This is a genomic window from Nitratidesulfovibrio liaohensis, assembly GCF_011682075.1.
GTDB lineage: Bacteria > Desulfobacterota > Desulfovibrionia > Desulfovibrionales > Desulfovibrionaceae > Cupidesulfovibrio > Cupidesulfovibrio liaohensis.
Window position 1 is genome coordinate 1 of record NZ_VSMK01000340.1, and the last position, 3,028, is coordinate 3,028.

Here is a 3,028-nt window from a genome sequence, read left to right on the forward strand (position 1 = left end):
GACAGGTACCCCGCCAGCAGCAGCGCGCCGGTGGCGCCAAGGGCCAGCCCTTCACGGCTGAGCCACGCCGATTCCAGGTTGGCCAGGGTGCGCACCGCACCGCCCATGTGGCCCAGATGGAACATGGCGGCGAACGCGCCCAGCGCCAGCAGCACAACGGCCGTCAGCCATGCCGTGCGCGGGGCCTGGGCCATGTCGGACCCGCCATCGCTCGCCCATTGCCGGGTCGCCGTCAGGGCAACCAGCCCCACGGCGCCCTGGCTGAGCACCGTGAAGATCACGAGGGGAAGTTCCATGGAGTTCATGCGTCGTTCCTCCGTACCTCGCGCGGTTGGCGCGGGGCCTTGAAGCGGGTGGAGGGGTTGAGCCGCTTGGATTCGGGGTAGCCCGCCGGGTACTGCACCCAGCCGTCCAGCCGGGCGGTGGAGATGTCCGTGATGGACAGCGCCCCCACCGGGCAGCTGTGCACGCAGGCCGGGTCCAGCCCGGCGTCGATGCGCTGCCAGCACATGCTGCACTTTTCGGCGCGCTTTTCCACGGGGTTCATCCTGGGCGCGCCGTACGGGCACGAACGCACGCAGTTGCCACAGCCGATGCAGGCGTCCTGGTCGTGCACCACGATGCCATCCTCGCGCTTGGTGTACGCCTTCACCGGGCACTGTTCGAGGCAGACCGGGTTTTCGCAGTGGTTGCAAGCCAGCGAAAGCCACGCCCGTTCGTGGTGGGGGTAGATGGATTCACCCATGGGGTGCACCTGCCGCCACACGATGCCCTTCTGCTGGTGGTACACGTTCTTGCAGGCCATGGCGCAGGTAAAGCAGCCGATGCACTTTTCCGTGTCCACGAGGAAACCGAGTTGCTTTTTCATGATTCCCGCTCCTAGACGCGTGCCACGTCGGCAAACTGGTCATGAATGGCCACGCCGGGCGCGCCGGTCTTCCACTCGCCCATGTCGGCGCTCTCCTCGTCCACCAGGTTCTGGCAGTTGTACGTGTTGTTCCGGAACCACGCCTCGTACAGCAGGATGTGGTCGCGCGGCATGTTGCCGGTCAGCCGCGCCCGCAGCCGGGTGGCCCCGGTGCGCGCCTTGACCTCGACCATGTCGCCGTCGCGGATGGAGCGGGCCGCCGCCGTTTCCGGGTGGATGTACACGATGGGTTCCGGGTTGAAGTCTTCCATCCATTCCAGGTTGATGAACTGCGAATGCAGGCCGAACTTGGCGTGCGGGGTCAGCACCCGCAGCGGGCCGAAGGGCTTGCGCCCCGGCACGTACACCGGCAGGGCGTTCAAGCCGTTCCTGGCGCAGATGTCCGACTTGAACTCGTACCTGCCGGAGGGAGTCAGGAACTTGCCGTCGGACCACGCCGGGCCGGGCTTTTGGGCCTTGGCCGGGGCCTTCAGCAGGTCTTCCATGGAGGCTATGCCGAAGTGGTCCTTCATGGCCTGGCCGCATTCGGCCATCAGCAGGGCGCGCGGGTCCGCGTCTGCCGGGAAGGTGCTGAAGCCGGGCGACAGCTGGTTCAGCCGGGCGGTGAGCAGTTTGGCGATGTCCACCTGACACTTGGCCTCGTGCAGCGGCTCGATGGCCTTTTCGTTGATGCCCACCCAGCGGTGCCAGTAGCCGGCGTTGGCGTTCCATTCCTCGAACAGGGTGGTCACGGGCAGCACGATGTCGGCCTGTTCCACGGTCTGGTTGAAGAACAGGTCCACCACCACGGTCATTTCCATGCGCGCCAGGGCCTTCAGCATCTTCTGGTGGTCGAATATCTGCGAGACGGGGTTGCACCCTGTGATCCACAGCAGGCGCACGGGCGGGTTGTCCGCCGTCAGCAGCATTTCGGCCATCTTGTTGATGTTCAGCATGCGGCGGGCGTTTTTCACGCTGCCGTCGGGCGCGGTGGTCTGCACTCCCACGGACCCCGCGGGCGGCTGGAACGCGCCGTGCGCCCCGGTGAACACGTAGTTCAGCAGGCTGCCGTAGCGCGCGCCGCCACCGGTCACGCCGATGTTGCCGGTCATGGCGCACAGGGCGTCGATGCTGCGGATGGTGGCCCCGCCGTTGGTGTGGCGTTGCAGTCCGTAGCCCATCCAGATGGTGGCGGGTTTCGCCGTGGCGAATTCCTCGGCCACGGCGCGGATCTTGTCCTCGGGGATGCCGGTTTCCTTGCTGGCCCATTCCACGGTGACGTTGTCGCGCAGGTAGGCCACGAATTCGTCGTAGCCGCTGGCGTTGGCGGCCAGCCAGTGCTGGTCGGCCAGCCCCTTGTCCAGGATGTGGCGGCACATGCCCAGCGCCAGCGCGCCATCGGTACCGGTGCGAATCTGCCAGTATTCGTCGGCCTTGGCCGCGGTCTGGGTGAACACCGGGTCGATGCACAGGATCTTGGCCCCGCGTTCGCGCGCGGCGTAGACGTACTTCATGGAGTGGATGGAACAGTACGCCGGGTTGCCGCCCCACAGGATGACGTAGCGCGATTCGGGCATTTCCTCGGGGTCGTCGGCCAGCATCTTGCCCATGTCGTACGACTGGGCGTCGATGCCCGCGGGCCAGCACGGGGTGCCCACCAGCCGGGTGATGTGGCCCATGGAGGCGAACATGCCGTCAGCCACGTTGGGGGTGACGCCCTGGTGCCCGGAGAGGCGGTTCAGCCCCACGCCCAGCAGCGAACCGTCCTTCTGTTTGCACTCGACGATCTTGCGGGCGATCTTGTCGATGGCCTCGTCCCAGCTCAGGCGCTTCCACTTGCCGGTGCCGCGTCCCTGCTGCTCCATGGGGTACTTGATGCGGTCGGGGCTGTAGGCGCTGCCCACGTACGAGTTGCCCTTCACGCACAGCCCACCCCCGGTGAAGGTGCAGGCGGGATCGCCTTCCACGAACTCCACCCGCCCGTCCTTGACGTGGGACAGCATCATGCAGGTGTCGTAACAGTTGCGCGGGCACACCTGCCGGTGCACGGCATAGCCGCCCGCGTAGCCGCCGCCCTTCAGCGGGGCCGCCTGCGCCGGCCGCAGCAGGCCGCAGGGGCCG

General features: G+C 67.0%; 3 protein-coding genes. All 3 read right to left on the reverse strand.

Features of this window, described 5'->3' with window-relative positions; translation table 11 throughout:
• On the reverse strand, nucleotides 1–296 hold a 296-nt coding region (locus FVW27_RS11795), incomplete at its 3' end, for a DmsC/YnfH family molybdoenzyme membrane anchor subunit (RefSeq protein ID WP_243838391.1).
• A gap of 5 nt (nucleotides 297–301) precedes the next feature.
• The gene (locus FVW27_RS11800; RefSeq protein ID WP_167125381.1) at nucleotides 302–868 is read right to left on the reverse strand and encodes a 4Fe-4S dicluster domain-containing protein; all 567 of its coding nucleotides are present in this window, start codon (nucleotides 866–868) and stop codon (nucleotides 302–304) included.
• Between the two features lie 11 nt (nucleotides 869–879).
• Nucleotides 880–3,028: molybdopterin-dependent oxidoreductase (locus FVW27_RS11805; protein WP_167125383.1), on the reverse strand; the 2,149-nt coding region annotated here is incomplete at its 5' end.